At 38.8% G+C, this 21,355-nt stretch carries 22 protein-coding genes, 3 pseudogenes and 1 riboswitch; of the genes and pseudogenes, 16 read left to right on the plus strand and 9 right to left on the minus strand.

Annotated features, from left to right (window positions below; genetic code table 11):
- Positions 1-28: 28 nt before the first annotated feature.
- The 3 genes from RCG17_RS20250 to RCG17_RS20260 all read left to right on the plus strand — a co-directional run bounded on the left by RCG17_RS20250 (position 29) and on the right by RCG17_RS20260 (position 2,723).
- Positions 29-1,753, plus strand: coding sequence for a nickel-dependent hydrogenase large subunit (locus tag RCG17_RS20250; RefSeq protein ID WP_308171880.1), 1,725 nt, complete (start codon positions 29-31; stop codon positions 1,751-1,753).
- A gap of 12 nt (positions 1,754-1,765) precedes the next feature.
- A complete protein-coding gene (locus tag RCG17_RS20255) occupies positions 1,766-2,239 on the plus strand; it encodes a HyaD/HybD family hydrogenase maturation endopeptidase (RefSeq protein ID WP_308171881.1) in 474 nt (157 codons plus the stop codon).
- Positions 2,240-2,348: 109 nt separating this feature from the next.
- Entirely contained in the window at positions 2,349-2,723 is a 375-nt protein-coding gene (locus RCG17_RS20260) for a hydrogenase maturation nickel metallochaperone HypA/HybF (protein ID WP_308171882.1), read from the plus strand.
- 158 nt (positions 2,724-2,881) lie between these two features.
- Here the strand turns inward: RCG17_RS20260 and RCG17_RS20265 are convergent, their stop codons facing one another.
- Positions 2,882-3,997 (minus strand): RNA-guided endonuclease InsQ/TnpB family protein, encoded by a 1,116-nt coding sequence (locus RCG17_RS20265; protein ID WP_374120851.1) that lies wholly within the window; start codon positions 3,995-3,997, stop codon positions 2,882-2,884.
- Between the two features lie 170 nt (positions 3,998-4,167).
- On the opposite strand from RCG17_RS20265, the gene hypB reads away from it, so the two are divergent.
- The 12 genes and pseudogenes from hypB to RCG17_RS20320 form a co-directional block, all read left to right on the plus strand.
- Positions 4,168-4,827 carry a hydrogenase nickel incorporation protein HypB gene (gene hypB, locus RCG17_RS20270; RefSeq protein WP_308175897.1) on the plus strand — a complete coding sequence of 220 codons (660 nt, stop codon included), beginning with the start codon at positions 4,168-4,170 and terminating at the stop codon, positions 4,825-4,827.
- Positions 4,812-7,142: a carbamoyltransferase HypF gene (gene hypF, locus RCG17_RS20275; protein WP_308171885.1), complete on the plus strand. Its 2,331-nt coding sequence runs from the start codon at positions 4,812-4,814 to the stop codon at positions 7,140-7,142. Before hypB ends, hypF begins: the two co-directional genes overlap by 16 nt.
- Positions 7,096-7,329, plus strand: a complete 234-nt coding sequence (locus RCG17_RS20280; protein ID WP_308171886.1) for a HypC/HybG/HupF family hydrogenase formation chaperone — start codon at positions 7,096-7,098, stop codon at positions 7,327-7,329. Before hypF ends, RCG17_RS20280 begins: the two co-directional genes overlap by 47 nt.
- Complete coding sequence (gene hypD / locus RCG17_RS20285; RefSeq protein ID WP_308175898.1) at positions 7,304-8,416, plus strand: hydrogenase formation protein HypD; 1,113 nt, start codon at positions 7,304-7,306, stop codon at positions 8,414-8,416. Before RCG17_RS20280 ends, hypD begins: the two co-directional genes overlap by 26 nt.
- The gene (hypE, locus tag RCG17_RS20290; protein WP_308171887.1) at positions 8,416-9,417 is read left to right on the plus strand and encodes a hydrogenase expression/formation protein HypE; all 1,002 of its coding nucleotides are present in this window, start codon (positions 8,416-8,418) and stop codon (positions 9,415-9,417) included. Before hypD ends, hypE begins: the two co-directional genes overlap by 1 nt.
- Positions 9,418-9,563: 146 nt before the next feature.
- Entirely contained in the window at positions 9,564-9,656 is a 93-nt protein-coding gene (locus RCG17_RS28390) for a hypothetical protein (RefSeq protein WP_374120852.1), read from the plus strand.
- A 116-nt stretch (positions 9,657-9,772) separates the two neighbouring features.
- Positions 9,773-10,144 carry a pyridoxamine 5'-phosphate oxidase family protein gene (locus RCG17_RS20295; RefSeq protein WP_308171888.1) on the plus strand — a complete coding sequence of 124 codons (372 nt, stop codon included), beginning with the start codon at positions 9,773-9,775 and terminating at the stop codon, positions 10,142-10,144.
- 753 nt (positions 10,145-10,897) lie between these two features.
- Entirely contained in the window at positions 10,898-11,302 is a 405-nt protein-coding gene (locus RCG17_RS20300) for a CPBP family intramembrane glutamic endopeptidase (protein ID WP_308171889.1), read from the plus strand.
- A 141-nt stretch (positions 11,303-11,443) separates the two neighbouring features.
- Complete coding sequence (locus tag RCG17_RS20305; protein WP_308171890.1) at positions 11,444-12,013, plus strand: acetylglutamate kinase; 570 nt, start codon at positions 11,444-11,446, stop codon at positions 12,011-12,013.
- A gap of 234 nt (positions 12,014-12,247) precedes the next feature.
- On the plus strand, positions 12,248-13,090 hold the full coding sequence (locus RCG17_RS20310; protein ID WP_308171891.1) for a patatin-like phospholipase family protein: 843 nt from the start codon (positions 12,248-12,250) through the stop codon (positions 13,088-13,090).
- A 61-nt stretch (positions 13,091-13,151) separates the two neighbouring features.
- Positions 13,152-13,280 (plus strand): annotated as a pseudogene (locus tag RCG17_RS20315) (hypothetical protein); the annotation flags it as partial.
- Positions 13,268-13,402, plus strand: a pseudogene (locus RCG17_RS20320) (MFS transporter); the annotation flags it as partial. The pseudogenes RCG17_RS20315 and RCG17_RS20320, both read left to right, overlap by 13 nt.
- A gap of 103 nt (positions 13,403-13,505) precedes the next feature.
- Here RCG17_RS20320 and RCG17_RS20325 read toward each other — a convergent pair.
- On the minus strand, positions 13,506-14,180 hold the full coding sequence (locus RCG17_RS20325) for an Ig-like domain-containing protein (protein WP_308171893.1): 675 nt from the start codon (positions 14,178-14,180) through the stop codon (positions 13,506-13,508).
- Between the two features lie 207 nt (positions 14,181-14,387).
- Between RCG17_RS20325 and RCG17_RS20330 the strand changes: the two genes are divergently transcribed.
- Positions 14,388-15,683: a uracil/xanthine transporter gene (locus tag RCG17_RS20330; protein ID WP_308171894.1), complete on the plus strand. Its 1,296-nt coding sequence runs from the start codon at positions 14,388-14,390 to the stop codon at positions 15,681-15,683.
- Positions 15,684-15,742: 59 nt separating this feature from the next.
- Here RCG17_RS20330 and RCG17_RS20335 read toward each other — a convergent pair whose 3' ends face one another.
- The 7 genes and pseudogenes from RCG17_RS20335 to RCG17_RS20365 all read right to left on the minus strand — a co-directional run bounded on the left by RCG17_RS20335 (position 15,743) and on the right by RCG17_RS20365 (position 21,347).
- Complete coding sequence (locus tag RCG17_RS20335; RefSeq protein WP_308171895.1) at positions 15,743-17,242, minus strand: sodium:solute symporter family protein; 1,500 nt, start codon at positions 17,240-17,242, stop codon at positions 15,743-15,745.
- The gene (locus RCG17_RS20340) at positions 17,239-17,439 is read right to left on the minus strand and encodes a DUF3311 domain-containing protein (protein ID WP_374120853.1); all 201 of its coding nucleotides are present in this window, start codon (positions 17,437-17,439) and stop codon (positions 17,239-17,241) included. The genes RCG17_RS20335 and RCG17_RS20340 overlap by 4 nt, the downstream gene beginning before the upstream one ends.
- Positions 17,440-17,546: 107 nt before the next feature.
- Complete coding sequence (locus tag RCG17_RS20345; protein WP_308171896.1) at positions 17,547-18,275, minus strand: LytR/AlgR family response regulator transcription factor; 729 nt, start codon at positions 18,273-18,275, stop codon at positions 17,547-17,549.
- Positions 18,276-18,305: 30 nt separating this feature from the next.
- Positions 18,306-19,919, minus strand: coding sequence for a LytS/YhcK type 5TM receptor domain-containing protein (locus tag RCG17_RS20350; RefSeq protein WP_308171897.1), 1,614 nt, complete (start codon positions 19,917-19,919; stop codon positions 18,306-18,308).
- 143 nt (positions 19,920-20,062) lie between these two features.
- A pseudogene (locus RCG17_RS20355) lies at positions 20,063-20,167 on the minus strand (enoyl-CoA hydratase); the annotation flags it as partial.
- A gap of 65 nt (positions 20,168-20,232) precedes the next feature.
- Positions 20,233-20,574 carry a hypothetical protein gene (locus RCG17_RS20360; protein ID WP_308171898.1) on the minus strand — a complete coding sequence of 114 codons (342 nt, stop codon included), beginning with the start codon at positions 20,572-20,574 and terminating at the stop codon, positions 20,233-20,235.
- A 67-nt stretch (positions 20,575-20,641) separates the two neighbouring features.
- Positions 20,642-20,746, minus strand: a riboswitch (guanidine-I (ykkC/yxkD leader).
- Positions 20,747-20,795: 49 nt separating this feature from the next.
- Complete coding sequence (locus RCG17_RS20365) at positions 20,796-21,347, minus strand: DUF3231 family protein (protein ID WP_308171899.1); 552 nt, start codon at positions 21,345-21,347, stop codon at positions 20,796-20,798.
- Positions 21,348-21,355: the final 8 nt, after the last annotated feature.

The following is a 21,355-nucleotide window of genomic DNA, read 5'->3' on the forward strand; positions in this document are numbered from 1 at the left end:
ATGAAAGACGATAAAAGAGGTGGAAATAATGAGTGAAAGGATTGTTGTCGATCCAATAACAAGGATCGAAGGACATCTTCGAGTAGAAGTAGATATTGATGAAAATGGAGTTATTAATGATGCATTTAGTTCCGGCACAGCCGTAAGAGGGCTGGAATTAATTGTTCGCGACCGTGACCCTCGTGAAGTTTGGGCATATGTGCAACGGATTTGCGGTGTGTGCACGACTGTCCATGCCCTTGCATCCATTCGCTCTGTTGAAGATGCGTTACAGATCAAAATTCCTAGAAATGCGCATTTAATCCGTGACATTATGAATGAAGCTTTATTTGTTCACGACCATGTTGTTCATTTCTATCATTTACATGCATTGGATTGGGTGGATGTAGTTAATTCCTTAAAAGCCGACCCAGCTGAAACATCGAGAATTGCCCAATCGATTTCAAACTGGCCTAAATCATCTGTCGGTTATTTCACTGACGTGCAAAACAAAATTAAAAAGCTCGTTGATTCCGGCCAGCTTGGAATTTTTGCAAATGGCTACTGGGGCCATAAAGCATATAAACTTCCTCCGGAAATCAATCTCCTTGCAGTTGCCCATTATCTGGAGGCATTAGATTGGCAAAAGGAAATAGTAAAAATTCATACGATCTTTGGCGGTAAAAACCCGCATCCCAATTATGTGGTGGGGGGAATGGCAACACCGCTGAATATTGATGGAGAAAACGGTGTGAATGCAGAGCGGTTATATCAGGTTTCTGATTTGATTGATCAAGCAAATGAGTTCGTTAACCAAGTATACATTCCGGATTTGCTGGCCATTGGTTCTTTTTATAAAGATTGGACATATGGCGGTGGCTTAAATAACTATTTGTGCTACGGCGATTTTTCAACAACCGATATTTATGATACGAAAAACTATCGGATGCCCCGCGGCATTATCTTAAATGGCAATCTAAATGAAATTCATGATATTGATTTAAAAGATCCCGAACAAATTCAGGAATTTATTGATCGCTCCTGGTACACATATGATGGTAAAAAGTTTGAGGGAGACGGAAAACATCCATTTTACGGTGAAACTGAATTCAATTATACTGGTCCGAAAGCTCCATATAAAACATTGGATACAGACAAGGAATACAGTTGGATCAAAGCACCACGCTGGCGGGAACAGCCGATGGAGACGGGGCCGTTAGCACGATTGATGGTTGGCTATGCTGCTGGAAAACAGGAAATTGTCGATATCGTGGATGACACGTTGAAAAGACTTGCCCTGCCGTTATCAGCACTGCAATCTGCAATCGGTCGGACAATTGCGCGCGGCCTTGAAACCGTGTTAATTACCGACTGGATGAGAAAGGACATGGATGAACTCTTCAAAAATATTAAGCTTGGTGATCAAGGAACGCTAAATCAGACGAATTGGGATCCTGAAAACTGGCCGAGTAAGGCTCAAGGTGTCGGCTGGATGGAAGCGCCGCGTGGGGCACTAGGTCATTGGATTGATATAGAAGACGGTAAAACGAAAAATTATCAAGCTGTCGTTCCTTCAACATGGAATGCTTCGCCAAGGGATTATCAAAAGAAATTGGGTGCGTATGAAGCAGCATTGAAAGGTACGAAGCTGTTAAATAAAGAACAGCCATTGGAAATCATGAGGATTATTCACTCCTTTGATCCATGTTTAGCTTGTGCCGTACACTTAACAGATTTAGAGACAAAAAATTCAACTGAAATCCGTTTGGGATAAGCTGGTGGAAAAATGAATAGGAAAATTACCATATTAGGAATTGGCAACACCCTCTTTACAGATGAGGGTGTTGGCATTCACCTTTTGCCAATTTTAGAGGAAAAATTCAAAAATGATGAGGATATCGAAATCATTGAAGGTTTAACAGATGGAATGAAGCTCTTGGGTCCGGTCGAGGATGCGGAAAATTTAATCATCATTGATGCTATCAATGCCGGAAAAGACCCAGGTACGATCATCTCGTTAAAGGGAGACGAAATTCCTGCTTACTTTGGAGTGAAAATGTCTATACATCAGATGGGATTTCAGGAAGTTTTGTTGGCAGCAAAGCTGCGGGAACGCTATCCAAAACGAATTGCAATGTTCGGCTTGCAGCCTTCTTCCCTTGAACTGGGCCTTGAACTTACAGAAACAATATCTGAAAAATTGTCGAAGCTTGCAGCAGCCGTTATCAATCAAGTCAAGGATTGGAGAAGTACAGACTGATTGAAAAACAATCTGGCAATTGTTTTTTTATTGTCACAACACTATAACGAACTGGGAAATGTTTTAAATTATAATGGTTTTTGAAGGAACAAAAAGCCAGGTGATATTTATGCATGAAATGTCCTTAATGGGAGATATCCTCCAGCTTGTCCAAGAGGATGCTGCCCAACACGGAATAGATAAAATTAAAAAAGTTGAACTCATTGTCGGTGAGATCTCTAACGCATTGCCTGATGCCCTCCAAATGGCATTTGCCATTTTTCGTGAGCAAAATTTGCATTTTTTTTCGGATGATGCACAATTAATCATTCATATCGAACAGGCAAAAGCGGAATGTGTGATTTGCGGGACAGAATACCACCCTACACAAAAAATTGCTTTATGCCCGAATTGCCAAATTCCTTCAGGAAGGATTTTGGCAGGGGAAACATTTCAGGTTTTATCCTATGAAGGGAGTAATCAACCGTCAACAACTCATGACTGAAGTCACGAGCTTGTCTCTGCCTACTTCGTAGGCAGTGCTTGCGCTTCACACCAGCCTTTTAGACTTATTCCGAACCAGTAGTACAAACGCACTTATTGGTGCTCCTACCTTAGTATGTTGGAATATAAGGACGGTTGACTTCGCCCCTACCACAAGAGTCATACTCCTATGGTAACTGTACCGATGTACTCAATTCCTTTGCGGTACAGATTCATTGCACCAATTCGGTCATCATTAGACCGATAGTGACAGTTCTGACATTCAAAGGTGTGCATCTTTTTGTTTCGGTTCACTTTTTCAATGTGTCCACACTTTGGACAGGTTTGAGAGGTGTATTTAGGGTCTACTATAATCACGCGCTGTCCATTTAGTCGAGCTTTATATTCTAATATCTGGCGAAATTGGTAAAAGGCCCAAGAAACGGAAATATAACGATGGCGAACACGAATTCTTTCTGTTGCTGAACGGATACCGCTTAAATCTTCTAAAACAAACACTGTGCCTTTCGGGTACTTGTCAACGAGTGCCTTTGTGACTTGATGGTTTATATCTGTCACATAACGGTTTTCTCTTGAGCCTATTTGTTTTAGCTTTTTGCGGGAAGAAGATGTTTGTTTCATTTGAAGTTGTTTGCGAAGAGCTTTGTATTGACCTCGTTTATGTTTTACGGTACGTCCTTTGTAAAAGAAAGTTTCATGTTGACTGTCGTATGCCGTGGCGAGAAAGTTAATTCCCAAGTCCACACCAACAATATTATTTACATGTACAAACTCTAATGCGGGAAATTCTTTTGTCATTGGAATGTGCAAGAACCATTTTTTGTGTTTGTGAACAAGTTTGGCTGTTCCGAATTTCCAAGTGCCATCAAAATATTGTTTCATTCCCTGTTTTTCAAAGCGAAGTTTTAATCTTCCATTTAGGGTATTAACGGAAAAACAATTATCTGTTAGTGAATAATCCCTATTCCAGACTAAATCATACTCTGGAAGTTTAAAGGTGATTAAACTCCATTCATGCCCATTAGACTTAGCAGACTTGTAGCGAGCGATAACAGTTTTCATTACAGACTGTGCCATTTGGGATTTTAGACCGAATTGTTCTCGCAAATTTCTATAATATAAGTCAATGAGTCTGCCTTGGTTTAAAATTTTGGTTTCATATACCCAAATTGATAGCCAATTACATGCTTGACGATAGGAGTGTGCTGTCACAATCAAGTTATCTTGCTCTGTATCTGAAACGTAAATTTGGATTTTTGCAGTAATAGTAGACACATGCATTCACCTCTTTTCACTAATTATAGTTTATTACATTATTAGTAAAATTGGAAATATACAAAAAAGGAGGGAGCATGGAGATAACGGCTTTCGAGCTGCCAATGGCAGCCCTCATGCCGAGCGCATTTCCTCACACGACTGAAGTCGCGTGTCTCCATGCGCAGTTGATGAAAGTAACGTTAAGAACAGATGTATTAACAAACAATAATATAGCAGCAGATTTTAACAGGAAGCTTTTCGAGAGTACAAAAACCCTTGTGATTAACCTGATGAGCTCACCAGGCGCAGGAAAAACAACGCTGCTCGAAGAAACGGTCAAGGAATTGTCCGGGAAATATCGGATTGCCGTGATTGAAGGGGACCTGGCGACGGAAAGAGATGCTGACAGAATTCGGGCGATGGGGGCAAAAGCTGTTCAAATTAACACCCATGGAGGCTGTCACTTAGATGCGCGAATGATCGCTGCTTGTTTGGGAGAATTTGACCTGGATGAAGTAGATTTGCTCTTCATCGAAAATGTAGGCAACCTAGTGTGTCCTTCTGGCTATGATTTAGGACAGCATCATAAAGTTGCTGTTCTGAGTGTACCGGAAGGGAATGATAAAATTCCAAAATATCCCCAAATGTTTATGCGCACGGAGTTGGTACTTTTAAATAAAATTGATTTGCTCCCATACCTTGATTTTAGTGTGGAAGAGGCGCAAAAGGATCTATCGGAAATCAACCCGCAGTCTAAAGTTATACCGCTTTCCGCTAGAACCTATGAGGGTCTCACGGAATGGTTTTCCTGGATCGAAGGGGCTTATCAACAATGTGTACAGCAGTAAATATCGCTTTAAAAGGGCGGGTTCAGGGTGTTGGCTTTAGGCCGTTTGTTTTTCAATTGGCACAGGAATACCAATTAAATGGGACCGTCCAAAACAATATGGATGGGGTAAAGATCCACATTGAAGGCAAGTCAGAAAGATTGCAGGAGTTTATCCATGATTTGCGTGAAAAAGCACCAAGTCTTTCTAAAATTGTTGAGATTGTGGTCGAAGAAACTGAATTACGAAACATGGAGCGATTTACGATCATTGAAAGTGAACGAACGGGAACATCAGAACTTGTCATTCCGATTGATTCGGCTGTTTGTGATGACTGCTTAAGGGAAATGAACGATCCAACAAATTTTCGCTATCAGTATCCTTTTATCAATTGCACCCAATGCGGACCGCGTTACACGATTATTGAAGAGCTTCCATATGACAGGCCGTATACAACGATGAAAGAGTTTAAGATGTGCCCTGATTGTGAGAAGGAATATCATGATCCCGCCAATCGCCGTCATCATGCGCAGCCAATCGCCTGCCCGAAATGCGGGCCAAAAGTGAGGCTGTTAAATGCTAATGGACAGGAAATGGCCGCAGAAAATCCAATTCAGGAGACGATTGCTCTTTTAAAAGCAGGCAAAGTTATCGCAGTCAAAGGGATTGGCGGCTACCATCTTTGCTGTGATGCTGGAAATGATCAAGCAGTTGCTAATTTAAGAGCAAGAAAAAACCGCCCGAATCGGCCGCTCGCCATTATGGCTGCTGACATTTCTAAGGTTGAAGAAATAGCGGAAGTATCGGAAACGGAACGGGATTTGTTAAAAAGTCCGGAAGCGCCAATCATGATTCTTCGAAAAAATGAATTTTATCATCTTTCAAAAGAAGTAGCGCCAGGTATGGAATCCATCGGTATCATGCTTCCATATTCACCGCTTCACCATCTTCTGCTGGCGGATCATGACCTGCCATTTCTCGTCATGACTAGTGCAAATCCATCGGGGCTGCCGATGCTGTTTCAGGATCGAGATGCTCTGCCCTATCTTAATGGGATCGCAGATTATTATTTAATTCATAATCGGGAGATTCTTCATCCGGTAGATGATTCAGTCATCCAAGTCACTGACGGGAAAATTGATTTTTTGAGACGTGCAAGGGGATTCGTACCTGATCCGTTTGTAACAAATCAAGATGTTTCAGGAATTGTTGCCTTTGGAGGGCAGCAGAAAACCACCTTTACAATAGGAAGGAATAAGCAAATTTTTGTTGGCCCTCATATTGGTGATCTGGGAAATATCGAGACAATCAACCATTATAAAAATGAATTGGAGCATCTATTAAAATGGATTCAAACTCCTAAGTCCATTGCTGTGACAGATGCTCATCCTGGTTATTATACTCATAATCTTGTAAACGAATATGAATTTGAAAAAGTGATAGAGGTTCAACACCATCATGCCCATATGGCTGCATGCCTGGACGAGCATGGTGTCAAAAGCAAGGCCTATGGGATTATCCTGGATGGAACCGGTTTTGGACTCGATGGGAATATTTGGGGATTTGAAATCTTCTATGGGGATACCGAGAATTTTCAGCGGATAGGTCATTTACGATATACACCTCTACCAGGAAATGAAAAGTGCATTCAGGAACCATGGAGAAATGCGGCAGCAATGCTAATGTCACTACTTGGTGATGAAGGACGTGATTCAGCTAAACGAATTTTCGAAGACAAAGTCATGGGAATTGATGTTTTAAAAAGAATGATAGAAAACAATGTGAATACCGTGCAGGCAGGAACTTGCGGAAGATTGTTTGATGCGGTTAGCGCAATCTGCGGAATTACCAGGATTTCCAGCTATGATGGTGAAGCGGCAATCAAGCTGGCTGAGCTTGCTGATGAAAAAAAATCCTTTGAGCCATATCCTTATAGGCTTTTCGATGACGGTGGATTGTTAGCATTTGATTTTTCCAAAATGCTCAAAGTAATTGCGTTGGATGTACTTTCCGGAGTAGAAGCTGCTTATATCAGCAGCAGGTTTCATGAGACGGTTGTTCAAGCTCTTGTTGATGGTATGTCGCAATTATTGAAGAAAGAACCGGAAACTGTAAAAACCGTTGTTTTATCAGGAGGAAGTATGCATAACCGTTTTTTTCGAACTAGACTAGGACAAGGATTATCAGAACTTGGCTTTAAAGTGCTTTTGCCAGAAAGAGTTCCCTGTAATGATGGCGGTTTATCGTACGGCCAGCTGGTTGTTGCGGCAGCAAAAAGGAGGAATAGTAATGTGTGTGGGAGTACCGGCAAAAGTAGTGGAAAAAATGGAATATAGCGCTGTTGTCGATGTGATGGGATCCCAAACAACTGTTGGAACAATTTTTGTGCCGGAAGTTGAGCTTGGGGATTATGTAATTGTTCATGCTGGACAAGCAATGAGTATAGTGGACGAAGATTATGCAAGGGAAAGTGTGGAAGAATGGAGGAAACTTATTGATGCTCGACATTCTGAAACAGTCTAACAACCCGAAAATTTGTAAGCTGCTTGTTGAATCCGTTATCGAGAAAGCCAAAGAGTTTCAGTTGAAATATGGCCGCAAACCCGCCTTCATGGAGGTTTGCGGTTCACACACGATGGCCTTAGCACGAACTGGTGTAAAGCAATCTCTGAGAGAGTATGTGGATTTGATTTCGGGGCCAGGCTGTCCTGTTTGTGTTACAGATCAAAGGTCCATTGATGCGATGATTGCCCTTGCAGAAGGAGAGCATCGAATTATTTGCACATTCGGCGATATGATGAGGGTTCCTGGTTCGAATAAAACACTAATGGATTCGAAAATTGCCGGGAAGGATATTCGTGTTTTGTATTCACCGGTTGATGCGGTGAAGGTGGCAGAGGAAAATCCCGATAAAGAAGTTATTTTTCTTGGTATTGGCTTTGAGACTACAATACCAATATTGGCTCTTATGGTTGGTGAGGCCCAAAAAAGAGCCGTGAAAAACTTCTCGATCTGGATGGCAACAAAGCTTGTTGAGCCTGTTCTCCGCTATTTGCTTGAGAGCGGTGATGTTCATTTAGATGGGTTCTTACTGCCTGGCCATGTTTCGATTGTACTTGGGGAGAAATCATACCATTATCTAGTGGATGAATATCAAATTTCTGGTGTCATAACCGGCTTTGAAACAGCTGAATTACTTTCGGGAATCTACAAATTGATTGATTTGGGATTAAAAGGCCGAGTTTCAATTGAGAATAATCATACTTCTGTTGTTAGCAAAACTGGTAACCTCGTTATTCAGGAGTGGATGAAGAAGTATTTAGTAGAATGCGATGAGGCCTGGCGTGGAATTGGTGTGATCCCTAATAGCGGATTGGATTTGAAGCCGGAATATGATCAATATAATGCCAAAAAAAGATTTACCGTTGAGGTTGGTGAACCGAGAAAAACAAAATGTCGCTGCGGGGAAGTCATTCGCGGACTTATATCCCCCGCTGAATGTCCGTTATTTGCCAAAGCATGCAAGCCAATGAATCCGATCGGACCATGCATGGTTTCAGCAGAGGGCAGCTGTGCGGCTTATTATCAATACTTGAGGGAGAGTTTTTAATGGAGAAGTTTATCAGCTTGGCACATGGTGATGGCGGTGAACTAAGTCACCAGCTTATTTGTGATGTGTTTATTAAAGCGTTTGGTGATAACGAGGCAGCCTTGTTTGATGCAGCAACATTAACAATTCCAACAGGTAAAATAGCTGTTACAACAGATTCGTTTGTGGTTAAACCCATTTTTTTTCCCGGAGGTTCGATTGGGAAATTAGCTGTTGCCGGTACAGTCAATGATCTGACTGTTAGTGGGGCAACGCCTGTTTACTTAACCTGTGGCTTTGTCATAGAAGAAGGGTTTCCTGTTTCTGATTTAGAAAAAATTGTGACCGATATGGCATCGGAAGTAAAGAGGACGGGAGTACGTATTGTCGCAGGGGACACTAAAGTGGTCGAACGTGGGTGTGCAGACGGTGTATTTATCAATACAACAGGAATTGGCGTTTATGATGGTGATCATGGGTGCAGCCTGGCATTTGAAGAAGGAGATGCGATTATTGTTTCCGGTTCAATTGGAGACCACGGGGTCGCAATTCTTACCGCAAGAAATGAATTAGGAATTCAAAGTCCTGTTAAGAGTGACTGTGCTTCATTAAATGGAATGCTGGGTAAAGTATTAAAGAATACAAGCAAGGTACGGATCATGAGAGATCCCACAAGAGGAGGTCTGGCCACAACTCTTGTTGAAATTGCTGAGGATTTTCACTTAACAATAAAAATTATAGAGTCAGATCTTCCAGTTAAAGAGGAAGTACGGGGTGTTTGTGATTTGCTAGGCTTTGATCCGCTTTATCTGGCAAACGAAGGAAAAGCAATTCTCATTGTTGCTTCCGAGGAAAAGAATAAAGTAATCGATATTTTGCGAGAATTTCCTGAGGGCAGGGATGCTGCTTTAATTGGTTCTATTATTGGTAAAGAAAAAGGTCAGCTTTTATTAGAAACTCCGCTTGGATCAAAACGATTGCTTACGAGACTATCTGGTACTATGTTGCCGCGTATATGTTAAGATGTTCAAGTTCAAAACATTAATCGTGGATTGTATTAAAAAAGCTAAAATAGTTTTCTAAATAGTAATACTGAAAAGTTACAAATAAATTAGGCAATAAGGCAGGCAGAAAGTGGGGTCTGTCTTTTCTGTAACTGCCCTTAAAGATGCTTGTGCACCACAGTCGTCGTGGTTTTTTTGCAAGTAACGAGGCCTTTTTGAGTGTTGTTGATTCAATGATCACCCACCACTTTGAGTAGATATTAATATATTGGTTCTAGAAGTTTTTTTCATATACGTGAAATTTATCACAAAAACCAGAATGCATTTTCTAATATAATTGATCTGTTAGTAAAGATTTTGGGAGGGATTTATTATGATACCTGAAAAACTTTTAGAGGTATTAAGGTATGAGGGAGTAGCATCCATTGTAACCCAAGGGGGTGGGGAACCTCATTTGGTTTGTACCTGGAATAGTTATATTCAAGTTTTAGATAACGGAAAATTACTATATCCTGCGGGAGGAATGAATTCAACAGAAGGAAATCTTGAAAAAAATAATAAAATCCAAATGGCAGTTGGAAGCAAAGAAGTAGATGGTTTCCATGGTCCAGGTACTGGGTTTCGAATTGAAGGAACTGCTACTTTTGTAAAATCAGGACCTGAATTCGAAGAAATCAAGCAGAAATTCCCTTGGTCAAGAGCTGCAGTTGAAATTACGGTTGATTCCATTACCCAAACTTTATAATTTTTTAAGAGTGGTTAATGTTTTTGATAAGGGCTCATTAAAAATAGTAAAAGAGATTGAAGGCTTTAATGAAGAATTAACTTAAAAGCGTCAGATCCTTTGGAGAAAAGGGTTTGACGCTTTTCCATATCTTTATTTTTCTCTAACGTCTCAGAAATAAGTAACCGTAAAACATTTAAAGAAAATCGGTAATAGCACGAGGACTTTGTGAGTTTTCAACAAAATGACGATTTAGGTTAATTCAATAAAGGTTCAAATTTTATTTTGGTAAAAACAGGTATTATTAAAGAAGAAAGGAGGAGGAGCTTGTTCCTAGTTTTGGAAACTAAACGATTTCTTATAGAGAATTAATAGAAATTGATCCTAAGGTGATTTTTTCTATATTATCTAATCCCCAAGTTTAAGACACCCCATCTAATAGAAACCACTGGCATCCCATGTACAGTTTTATCTTTTATTATATTTTCTACCTTGTGGGTAGCGAAAGGAATGATTCCTTGTATGAAAGGAAAATTCAAAATAGAAGTGGTACTGTCTACATTTTTTACATTTGCGATAGTTATTATTGCCCCAATGATCCTTGTTCACATTTCAAATGAAATAGTGAAAATGATTACACGACCTTTGGCATATGTTTGACTTTTGGGAATGCCGTTTATCTTATGTAAGGTAATGAAAAATCCTATTGGTACATTAGGATTTAAGAAGAAGAAATTAGCAAAACAGGTATTCATAGGTGTAGGAGTTTTCGTGATGCTTGATTTAGTTATAACTATTGCTGTTTTAGCATTAGGAGATAATAAAGGCATACTATTGCCTGCAAAAGAGAATAGAATTGGAATCATTATATATTCTGTAGTTTTTGATATGATTTGTGCAGGTATGGGAGAGGAAACGCTGTTTCGCGGTTATTTTATGGAACGGTATCGAACTCTAACTAATTCGGATATTGGGGCAGTCGTTATACCTGCTCTTATGTTTGGTATTTGGCATTTTCCAAATAGTCAAGACTTCTTACAAGTGATTCTTACAGCATTAATCGGACTAGTATTTGGATTAGTACGGCTAAAAATTAAAAACGCTTCAACATTATCGGTGGGCATTTCTCATGGCCTCCATGATGTTTATATATTGATATTAAGTTGTGCCTTGTTATAGAAATTGCCCGTAAAACCACATGGGCTTGCCCCGTGGAGTAAGTCAGAGATTAAAATGTTCAATTATGGTAGTTAATAAGTACATGCATCTTTTTAGATTGGGAATAAACTGAATATGATAAGGGAGCAGGGAGGTGAACCCATGAATAAACCATGGTTAAACCAATCTTTAAATAAGGAACAAGAAATTCGATTAAGTAATGCTATGCGTATGGTTTGGGAACAACACGTGTACTGGACAAGAATGACAATCAATAGCATTGCCTTTGATTTACCTGATATAGACGCAGTTACCGCACGGTTACTCCAAAACGCTACGGATATGGGCAATTTACTAAAGCCTTTCTATGGAAATAGAATAGCAGCAAAGTTTAGCAATTTAATCAGAGAACATCTATTAATTGCTGCGGATCTTGTAAAAGCCGCAAAAGCGGGAAATCAAAAAGCTATAGCGGATGCAGAGAGAAGATGGTACGCAAATGGAGAAGAAATTGCTGAATTCTTAAGCAGGATAAATCCGATTATATCCAGAGTTGAATTCCAAGAAATGTTTCTCGAGCATCTGGCACTTACTACAAAGGAAGCATTATTTATACTCCAAAATAAATTTCAATCAAGTATTGCTGTGTTTAATAAGATTGAAGAGGAAGCTTTACAAATGGCGGATACGATAACAAATGCAATTATAAAACAATTCCCCAGGATGTTTTAATGATGAGAGTTACTTATAGCACCATAAGATAATTAAAGGCACTAATATCAGTGCCTTTTTCATGTAGGTAGGTTTGTTATTAAAAAAAGACGGTGAACTAGATTTTAGTCCCATATTCCAATACCCAGGAATTTCTTTGAAAGTTAAAAAATTTACGTATCCAAAGTATCTCTGATAGAATGGGTAATATTTTAGAAAAGACCTTAAATTAAGATTGAATCGAGGGAGTAGACGATGATAAATGCGGGACTAGTGCTTGAAGGTGGCGGCATGCGCGGATTATATACGGCGGGAGTACTTGAATATTTTATGAGTCAAAATTTATATTTCCCCTACATAATTGGGGTATCTGCAGGAGCTTGTATGGGTGCTTCATATCTTTCAAGACAATCAGGACGAAACAAGAGGGTAAACCTTGGCTACATCGAGGATAAGCGTTATTTATCATTAGCGAATTTCATAAAAAAACGGGAACTGTTCGGAATGGACTTTATTTTTGATGAAATTCCAAATAAATTAGTACCCTTTGACATGGATACCTTTATCCAAAGTCCTGAGCAATTTGTAATTGTAGCAACAGATTGTGAAACAGGTGAGCCTGTTTATTTTGAAAAAGAGGATCACAGTGAACATATTGTCAAACTATTGAGAGCATCAAGCTCACTGCCATTTGTTGCCTCGAGTGTTGAATACAATAACCGATACCTTTTAGACGGCGGGATTTCGGACCCGATACCTGTAAAAAAGGCGGAGAATGATGGTTATGAAAAAAATGTGATTATCTTAACGAAACCAAAGGGCTATTTTAAACGGCCAAGTAAAATGTCTTCAATTTTCAAATATAAACGGCATCCTAAAATAAATGACCGGATAAAAGTGCGGTATAAGCACTATAATGAAACCCTGGAATATATTCATAGACAAGAAGAACTTGGAAACTTATTTGTTTTAAGACCAAGCATTGAGATGCCGGTTGGAAGGGTCGAACGGAACAAGGAACGACTAGAAAACCTTTACGAATTGGGTTGGAATGACGCAAAGGAACAGTTTGATGAGTTAAAAAGCTTTCTAGTTTAAGAACTGATAAAATATTTAAAACGTCACAATCATATCATTGTTTGAAAAAAGGATGCGAATCATGCCAATTAATTCTTTTGAAAACTACCCGATGAGCTGGAGGCCATCGATTGATAAAACGAAAAAGCCTATTTATCAAGCACTCGCAAGGCAGTTGGAACAGGATATACTAAACGGAGTTTTGCTGCCGGCGGAGCTTTGTCGGGAATGATTGTGGCAGGCTCAAGTTATTCAACATTATCAATTGTTGGAGGGATTTTGTCCTTATTACTGATTCTAGTGGTGATATGGTCTCACAGAGGTGAAAAATAAGCCGGATTTGTTTTACGAAAACGAGAAATAAAGAATAAAATGAAAGAGCCTAAAATATGCAAGTCTTTATACACTACTTGCGTATTTGGCTCTTTTAACTATTTTAATAGACTGTTACTTTACAGTTTGCCTTAAGGCTTTCATCACCTGGGATTGTAGCTGAGATAGTCGCATCCCCAATTCCTAACGCATTAATTTCACCTTCATCAGTTACAGAAGCAATTGATTGATCACTTGATGACCATGTTACTTCTTTAGTGAAATCTTTCAATTCAATGTTTCCCAGTTTTACGAATGCATTTGTTGACTGCCCTTTTGGAAGTGTTATTTCTGATGGTATGTTGAGGCTGATGGTACTTGAATCGGTATCGGAAAAATTATCATTATCACTGTTAATTTTTCCTTGTACACTTTTTAAAAATGCTCCCCCGCCAAATCCACTTATTAAAGCAACATATAGGAGTTCTAATGGATCATTACTTTTCAAAGGAAGGGCGCCAGCAAGACCAGCAATGGATCCTAGTAAAATATCAGATAGAAAACCTAGCGAAAACCAATTGTTTTGTTCATCGTTACCTTTCCGTGGATAAATGATCTTATTGTCATGAAAATACAAAGCATGTGCAAACCCACCTATGCTTCCTGCTAATAAAATTAAAGGTATTGTGTCGAGTGTAGCTTTATATTGGAATGATATATAGACAACTAACCCAATTAAAGTTATAGCTCCAATTAACCAAAACCAGATTAAATCCTTTTTGAAATTATTATAATTCATTAACACACTCCCCCAAGATTGTTTACATTATATATAGCGTCCAATTAGGGAAATATGTTTAAGCTGTTATGATTTTTTTAGTGAGTTGAGGGCATATAAACACAAGACTAATTACCTAAGTGTCTTTTTGCGGTGTCACTATTTAATAAGATTGGATAAACATTGTATAATTGAACGGCAAAGTGTTTCAAAAGGGGAGAATGCATCTTGTTTAAACTCAAGGGTTACATAACAACCATGATTGCTGGTTTCCAGTGGCTAAGTTTTTTATTTGTGAATACAGTTGTTATTCCGTTATCGGTAGGGGAAGCTTTCCATTTGTCATCTTTACAAATAAGCGGCAATATGGCCCGATCTTTTATTCTCACGGGAATTGCTTGCCTTATCCAAGCTTTAATCGGTCATCGTCTCCCGCTAATGGAGGGGCAAACAGGACAATGGTGGGGGATGATCCTAAGCATTGCTTCCATTGGAATATCTTCAGGTAAGTCAATTGGTGAGGTAGGAGGTAGTCTCTCTGTCGGAATTATGATTGGTGGGGCTGTTGTGATTCTATTCGGGGTATCGGGACTTCATAAAATTCTTAATCGATTATTTACACCAATTGTAATGGCAGTTCTATTACTCTTGTTAGCGTCACAATTAATTGATATTTTCTTTGCGGGAATGATGGGAATTACGAGCACCGGTAAAGTGCAAGGTCCAGTCGCACTGTTGTCTATTGTCCTTGTTATTGTGGTCTCTGTTTTAACGATTGCAGGAAGGGGAATGTTGAGTAACTTTTCGATTCTTATTGGAATTATTGTTGGCTGGATCTTGTATGCATTTTTATTTGGAACCTCAACACGAGTAGTGGTTCCGCATTTTCACGATATCGCTGAAATATTTGTTTGGGGTAAACCATCCTTTGATGTAGGCATTATTATCGCAGGTATATGCACAGCCGTGATCAACACATCCAACGCTATCGCAACATTTAGAGCAGCAGAACCCCTGTTAGGCATTTCAATGAAGGATGGGGCATATCGAAGATCATTTGTTTTGTCAGGAATTTATACGGTGTTATCAGGAATATTTTCGACTGTTCCTTATGCGCCCTATACATCATCCATTGGTTTTCTGCAGACAACAAGATTGTTTAATCGAGCACCCTTTATCATCGGTTCCGTTTTACTCATTGTACTTGGTTGTGTACCACAGCTGGCGAGTTTCTTTTCTACACTGCCAATAAGTGTCGGAGATGCAGTACTATTTGTAGCCTATTTACAGTTATTCGGATCGGCGTTGCGCAATATTGAGGGTATGCAATTTAATTTTAAGAGCATTTTTCGAATAGCCCTGCCAACACTTGTTGGACTAGCTATTCTTGCAACCCCGAGTAGCAGCTTTTCGAGCATTCACGGGTTTATGCACGCGATCCTTTCGAATGGACTGTTAGTAGGTATATTGTTAGCTATCATTCTTGAAAATGCAATTCCTTGGTCTCGACTGGAATCCCGATAGCAACAAAAAAAGCACACGAGATTATTTTAACTCGTGTGCTTTCCTTAATATCATAATTATTAACTGATTTTTTGTTGTGAACTTTGTTTAGACCCTTTTTTGCCAAACAATGTTTCGATAACTGGGTTTGTTCTTTCTTGTGCTTTTTTGGCAAACATAGGATTTAAAACAACAAGAACCGCAATGTTAACTAAAAGCCCCCAGAATCCTTCATATGCACCAAATGATTGATGGGTTGCATAAAGGAAAGCGATTACGGCCATCCCGGCAATAAAACCAGATAGGGCTGCTTCTTTTGAAAGTTTTCTCCAGAAAAGGCTGAAGACAACAGCCGGGAAGATTTGCACGATACCTGATACACCCATTAACTGTAATGAAATAAGTGCGTTAGGGAAAAGCAAACCAAACAATAGTGCAAGTCCGATAACCACAAATACCATATAACGTGTAACCATTGTCATTGTAGCTCCTGATGCTTTTGGATTAATGACATCACGAAAGATATTGTTTGCAAACAGACTTGACGCTCCGATTGCCATGATGGAACATGGTACCAATGATGCTAATGCAATGGTAGCATAAGCAAATCCTTGCGTTGTACCACCATATGACATATGGATTAATTCTAGGAAAGCAAAACGCGGGTCAGTTCCTTTTGGAATAACTAAGAATGCTGTAATTCCTAAGAAAGTAACAAGCATTAAAACAATGTTATAAAAAGGCAAGACAATCGCATTTTTTCTTAAAGAATTCCCGCTTTTTGAACTAAATACACCTGTAGCTGTATGCGGCCACATAAATAGTGCCATCGCAGAGATCAACGCAGCAGTTGAGAACCATAACATCCCTTTCGGACCAGAGGTTGGCAATGTAAGCATATGTGGTGCTTTTGCAACAGTTGTATGCATCATATTGCCCCAGCTGCCAAAGTGAATGATTGGAATGGAAACAACCATGTACAACATGATAATCCAAACTAAAATATCTTTAAAAATAGCAGTATAGGTTGGTGCTTTAATTCCAGCAAAGAATGTATAAAACGCAACAAGTAAGAATGATACAACAACAACAAATGTGATATTAATATAACCTGTTCCGGCTACTCGTAATGTATCCTGGATTCCGCTTAATTGTAAGTCAATATACGGAATCAACATCAGTACACCGTTTATCGCAATTAAGACAGAGAATAATTTACTGTCAAATCGGCCTTTAATATAATCGGCCAATGTTGTAAAATTATGTTCCTTACCGACCTTCCAAATCTTTGGTAAAAAGAAATATGCGAGCGGGTAAGCCAATACAACATATGGCGTTGCAAAAAAGGCAACACTTCCGCCTGTAAAAGCAGAACTGGTCAGGCCTAAAAATGTATAAGCAGTATATACGTCAGCCCCGATCAGAAACCAAACAAACAAGCTTCCTAGTCGCCTACCACCAACAGACCATTCTTCAACAGAACTGCGTGACTCTTTGCTTCGGCCTGCATAGAAACCAATTCCAATAACAATTAGCACAATGATTGAAGTAACAATGAGAGCGGTTAAATTTCCTTTCATTCTTCAATTTCCCCCCTGGACTTCTGAATTTTGTATACAGCCCATGTAAATATTGGTGTAAGGATCATCCAAATGAGCAACCAAAAGTGAAACAATGGAAATCCCAATATAAACGGATTTATTTTATTCACTAATGGCAACGCTACCAATTGTGCAAGAAAAGGAATAAGTACCAATATAAAAATTAATGGCTTCAAGTTAATACCCCCTATGAATGCGTTTTCACTTTACGAATTGATTATATCAAGTACTTTTTGAAATCGGGGTTTCTCATCCTATCATGTTGAAAACGTATACTAAGATGTCATAATTCAATCTTATTGCGTAAGTCTTTGACATAATTTCGACTCACTGGTACTTCAGATTGTTTTGTGTCCTCCATGATCAAATTATAAGAGCCGCTAAACCATGTTCGTAACTCTTTTATATGATCTAGATTGACTAAGTAGCTTTTATGCGTTCGGAAAAACGAAAACACTTCAAGTTTCTCAAAAAGGTCATTAAGGGTAAAGGTGGCCTTTATTTGTTCCGTTCTTGTGTGAATAATGACTTCACGCCCCTGTTTCTCGATAAAATAAATTTCTTTTGGTGATAAATAGGTTATCCCATTTTCGCTTTCAATTGCTAATTTATTTCTTGAGTGATCAGTTTTTAGTTGGTTTTCCTGTAACAAATTTCTAAATGCATCGAGTACCTCGACAAGGTCTTCCAAATCGTAAGGCTTTAATAGGTAATGAAAGGCACGAAGCTTAAATGCTTCAATTGCATATTGGTCATATGCGGTGAGGAAAACAATCTGAATCGAAAAATCAAATTCTTTTAAAAGCTCAGCAACCTGCAATCCAGATAAATCGGGGAGCCCAATATCAAGAAACAGAAGTTCCGGCTTTAGTTCTTTCGCTTTCTTTACAGCTTCCATCCCAGTGGCTACTTCACCAAGCAGCTCAATGCCATTTATTTCACCAAGCATATAGGCCAACTCCTCACGAGCAGGCTTTTCATCGTCAACAATCAATACTCGAATTGTCATCATTATCATCTCTTAACATATTTTTTGTAAAACCTAACGGAGAGCTTCGTCATTAGGACGAATAAATGCTACTAACGTTCCTTTTCCGATTTGGGACTCGATTGTAAAATGAGCTTTATCACCAAAATGATAAAAAAGGCGCTCCTGGATATTTTTTAATGCAAATCCCATATGTTCTTCGCTATCTTCCTTAACAATATTCGTTTCCATTCCTTTTCCATTGTCTAAAACAGAAATTTTGACCCCATTTGTGATGTTCAATACGCTGATTTTAATCGAACCATTACTGCTAAGTTCCTTAATTCCATGTACAATGGCATTTTCGACAAGAGGTTGGATGGTTAAGGAGGGAATTGTATAGTCAAGGCAGTTTTCATCTAACATCCATTCAACTTGTAAACGATCTCCCATTCTTGCCTTTACCAAACTTAAGTAGATCTTTACATGCTCTAATTCCTCTTTGATGGTAATAAGATCTTGATGTACACTCTGCATATTTTTTCGTAAATATTTGGCCAACTGGGTAATCATCTTTCTTGATTCTTCAGGTGAAGTCCTAATCAAGGATTTAATGGTGTTTAGCACATTAAATAAAAAATGAGGATCCATTTGCGCCTGCAGTGCTTTAATTTCCGCATTCGTCACCAAATGTGCCTGCCTCTCTGCTTCTGCCAAAGCATACTGCTGGCTGAACAATTGACCTAATCCATTTAAAATAGCTTTCATTTCAGCGGTTTGAAGATCTTGCTTCCTCTTGTAAAAAAGCTGGAAGGCGCCTATTTTGTATGAACGATACTCGATTGGCAACTGTGCTTTATATGAGGTCAGCTCACCTTGTTGAAAAAGAATGTTATCTTTTTGTTGAAAGATTATGCCAATTGCTCCAGTTTCACGAAGCAATGCCTGCCCAATTTCCGTTACAGCATTTTTAAGTGGCTTTCGCCAATACGATAGGGTGCTTTCAGCAATTTTTAGTGCTTTTTGAGCATAAAAGGCTCCTATTCTCTCCTCTTCAAACGTTACTTGGATGAGAATGACAAAAAAGGAAGCAACGCCTAAGCTATTTGCTAATATTTGTGGAATTCCAATTAGTTGAACAAGGGATAGTGCTCGATCAAAAGGGTGGGCCAGTAGTAAAATGACTGCCATTTGTACAGTTTCAGAGAGAAAGCCTACCAAAAAGGACATAAGTATGGAAGATTTTTGCCGATATCGCTTTTTAAGCGAATTTTTCATCAGTCCAGCTAAAATACCTTCAAGGATAGATGCAATTAAGCAGGGAAATGCAACAAATCCTCCTAAAGAATAACGATGTATTCCGGCAATCAATCCTGTACATATCCCAGCTCGGACCCCGCCGAACAAACCGGCAATGACAATACCAATTGTCCTAGCTGTAGCAATTGCTTCCCAGCCTGAAATTTTGTAAATCAAGGGAGTTTCCCGATACCCGATGCCCGTTACTGGTAAACCAGAATAGGTGCCTAAAATGGCAAAAAAACTAAACAATAATATAAAAAGCCAAATATTTTTATTTTCTTCCTGATAATGCATAAAATGGCGCAGCTTTTGCATCCTGGAAAATAAAAACGCCATCGCAATTAAAAAGCCAACACGCTCAAATTGTTCAACTAAAAGCAAGAGCATGATCCTATCCTCCTGTGAAAAATTAAAACTATGTCCAATTGCCGTTTTAATTTTACAGTTTTTTTTGAAACATAATAAGCAGAAAACATGCATGAAATGAATAAACACATGCATATTTTCTGCTTATTATTAATTGTTAATACTTAACATAATATCACATCTGCGAAGTTTCCTCTCAACACTTGTTTTTCATACTGATTTGTACATAAGAAGGATGCCATAGTGGCCGTTCGATTATTATCTTGCTTTCCTTAAAAGACGAGAGATGATTGCGCCTATTTTTGTTAAAGGGCCTTTTTGCTGAAGAAAAATGTTAAGAAAATTTATCTATATTTCCAGCGTTTTTCCTTTGAAAATTCTTTTGTGCCCATACGTCTAATTTTTTTACTTGTTTTTTACCAATTGTGGCTCCGTAAAGAATTAGCAGGATGATAACCAATGTAAATATATCTAATTCTCTTTTTATAATAAAATTTATGATACCCATTAGCACTTGAGGGATGACGCCGGTAATCGCAAATAAAACCATCCCAACTTTAAACCAAAATTTCGATTGAAGCCTGTATCTAGCATAAAATAAGAAGAATGTGGAAGTCCAAGCCAATACTTCCAAGCCAATTAAAATAAACCATTTATATTCCACTAAAAATGTCATAAGGTGAAACTCCTTATTAAAAGTTTTTATTAACAAAAAAAGCCTGAGAAAGACATCAATGTGATATCTCTCCCAGGCTTTTATCCCTCCGTGTGACACTGCGTTTTACCGTAGTGTGGTTTTCTCTCGGACCAGTCTGATCAATGATCACGGAACCCTAGAAAACATTAATATTATTTTATATCCATTATCTTTCTTGGTCAAATAGGGGGTGATATTCTTTAAGATTTTAACGGTGTTCCTGGAGCATAATAGTATGGAGGCACTTTTAACCATCCCCGTCTTTTCACCAGTTCTTTCATGGTTGCTCCAAATGTCATATATTCCTGTAAATATTCTAGCCAAATCAAGGTAACATCATTGCGATTGGATTGAATGATTGCATTTGCACAAAAGGAAATTAAAACAACTATTTTTATATTAAGGCTGTTTGCAAGTTCATCATCCGTCAGCTTGACACCCAATGGAACATCGCTTGGATTAGACTGTGGTTTGGACTCACTTACGGGTGGAATGGGAACTCCCTCTGATAACATAAAGGTAATCATTCGTTCTTTCTGGGATTTGAACATCTCTACGGCTTCATGAAATGCTTTACTTAATTCAGGCTCCGATGTACTATTAACCCCTGCTTCGGAATGAACTTGTTCATCTGCTAATTCAGAAAGATAGGTCCAGCAGGACATGACTTCACCCACATGTAAGGGTGGTTTGGGTTCATCATCAACAAATGATTGAATTACTTTATTAACAGCCTTTAACACATCCGGCATATGTACAC

This window comes from Neobacillus sp. PS3-12, from assembly GCF_030915385.1.
Taxonomy (GTDB): Bacteria; Bacillota; Bacilli; order Bacillales; family Cytobacillaceae; genus JAEVLT01.

Excerpts from the sequence above, each read along its gene's own strand:
- hypE (WP_308171887.1), top strand. The coding sequence starts at position 8,416 with ATGGAGAAGTTTATCAGCTTGGCACATGGTGATGGCGGTGAACTAAGT.
- RCG17_RS20250 (WP_308171880.1), top strand. The coding sequence starts at position 29 with ATGAGTGAAAGGATTGTTGTCGATCCAATAACAAGGATCGAAGGACAT.
- RCG17_RS20305 (WP_308171890.1), top strand. The coding sequence starts at position 11,444 with ATGAATAAACCATGGTTAAACCAATCTTTAAATAAGGAACAAGAAATT.
- RCG17_RS20280 (WP_308171886.1), top strand. The coding sequence starts at position 7,096 with ATGTGTGTGGGAGTACCGGCAAAAGTAGTGGAAAAAATGGAATATAGC.
- RCG17_RS20295 (WP_308171888.1), top strand. The coding sequence starts at position 9,773 with ATGATACCTGAAAAACTTTTAGAGGTATTAAGGTATGAGGGAGTAGCA.
- RCG17_RS20350 (WP_308171897.1), bottom strand. The coding sequence starts at position 19,919 with ATGCTCTTGCTTTTAGTTGAACAATTTGAGCGTGTTGGCTTTTTAATT.
- RCG17_RS20345 (WP_308171896.1), bottom strand. The coding sequence starts at position 18,275 with ATGATGACAATTCGAGTATTGATTGTTGACGATGAAAAGCCTGCTCGT.
- RCG17_RS20365 (WP_308171899.1), bottom strand. The coding sequence starts at position 21,347 with ATGCCGGATGTGTTAAAGGCTGTTAATAAAGTAATTCAATCATTTGTT.
- hypB (WP_308175897.1), top strand. The coding sequence starts at position 4,168 with ATGAAAGTAACGTTAAGAACAGATGTATTAACAAACAATAATATAGCA.
- RCG17_RS20310 (WP_308171891.1), top strand. The coding sequence starts at position 12,248 with ATGATAAATGCGGGACTAGTGCTTGAAGGTGGCGGCATGCGCGGATTA.
- RCG17_RS20300 (WP_308171889.1), top strand. The coding sequence starts at position 10,898 with ATGCTTGATTTAGTTATAACTATTGCTGTTTTAGCATTAGGAGATAAT.
- hypF (WP_308171885.1), top strand. The coding sequence starts at position 4,812 with ATGTGTACAGCAGTAAATATCGCTTTAAAAGGGCGGGTTCAGGGTGTT.
- hypD (WP_308175898.1), top strand. The coding sequence starts at position 7,304 with ATGCTCGACATTCTGAAACAGTCTAACAACCCGAAAATTTGTAAGCTG.
- RCG17_RS20260 (WP_308171882.1), top strand. The coding sequence starts at position 2,349 with ATGCATGAAATGTCCTTAATGGGAGATATCCTCCAGCTTGTCCAAGAG.
- RCG17_RS20255 (WP_308171881.1), top strand. The coding sequence starts at position 1,766 with ATGAATAGGAAAATTACCATATTAGGAATTGGCAACACCCTCTTTACA.
- RCG17_RS20335 (WP_308171895.1), bottom strand. The coding sequence starts at position 17,242 with ATGAAAGGAAATTTAACCGCTCTCATTGTTACTTCAATCATTGTGCTA.
- RCG17_RS20325 (WP_308171893.1), bottom strand. The coding sequence starts at position 14,180 with ATGAATTATAATAATTTCAAAAAGGATTTAATCTGGTTTTGGTTAATT.
- RCG17_RS20360 (WP_308171898.1), bottom strand. The coding sequence starts at position 20,574 with ATGACATTTTTAGTGGAATATAAATGGTTTATTTTAATTGGCTTGGAA.
- RCG17_RS28390 (WP_374120852.1), top strand. The coding sequence starts at position 9,564 with ATGCTTGTGCACCACAGTCGTCGTGGTTTTTTTGCAAGTAACGAGGCC.